At 55.6% G+C, this 578-nt stretch carries 1 rRNA gene; it reads left to right on the forward strand.

The window, feature by feature from the left end:
* Positions 1-578: ribosomal RNA gene (locus tag C457_RS20755) — 23S ribosomal RNA — on the forward strand; the annotation flags it as partial.

The raw sequence follows: 578 nt of genomic DNA on the forward strand, positions 1-578 counted from the left end.
GAACCAGATCCCGGGGTTGTTCCAGAATAGCGGGGGTTGGATATCCCTCGTGAATTTCGCAGGCATCAACTGCGAAGACTAAACACTCCTCGAGACCGATAGCGAACAAGTAGCGTGAGCGAACGCTGAAAAGCACCCCGAAAAGGGCGGTGCAATAGGGCTTGAAATCAGTTGGCGATAGAGCGACGTGGCATACAAGGTCACTCGACGAAAGAACTGGGAGCGATCCCNGAGTGAAGCCGATGTTACGTCGTGCGTTTTGAAAAACGAACCATGGAGTGCATCTGACTGGCGAGTCTAAGGGGTGAACCCCCGGAGGCATAGGGAAACCGATACGGCCGCAGTCTTTGACCAGGGCCACCGTCTTCAAGGGCGGGGAGCCAACCGGATGCGACCCGAAACCAAGTGATCTACGCCGGAGCAGGGCGAAGCGTGGCGAAAGCTGCGTGGAGGCCCGTTAGAGTTGGTGTCCTACAATACCCTCTCGTGACTCTGGTGTAGGGGTGAAAGGCCCATCGAACTTGGCAACAGCTGGTTCCAACCGAAACATGTCGAAGCATGACCTCTGATGAGATAGT

The organism is Haloferax prahovense DSM 18310 (genome assembly GCF_000336815.1).
GTDB classification, from domain to species: Archaea; Halobacteriota; Halobacteria; order Halobacteriales; family Haloferacaceae; genus Haloferax; species Haloferax prahovense.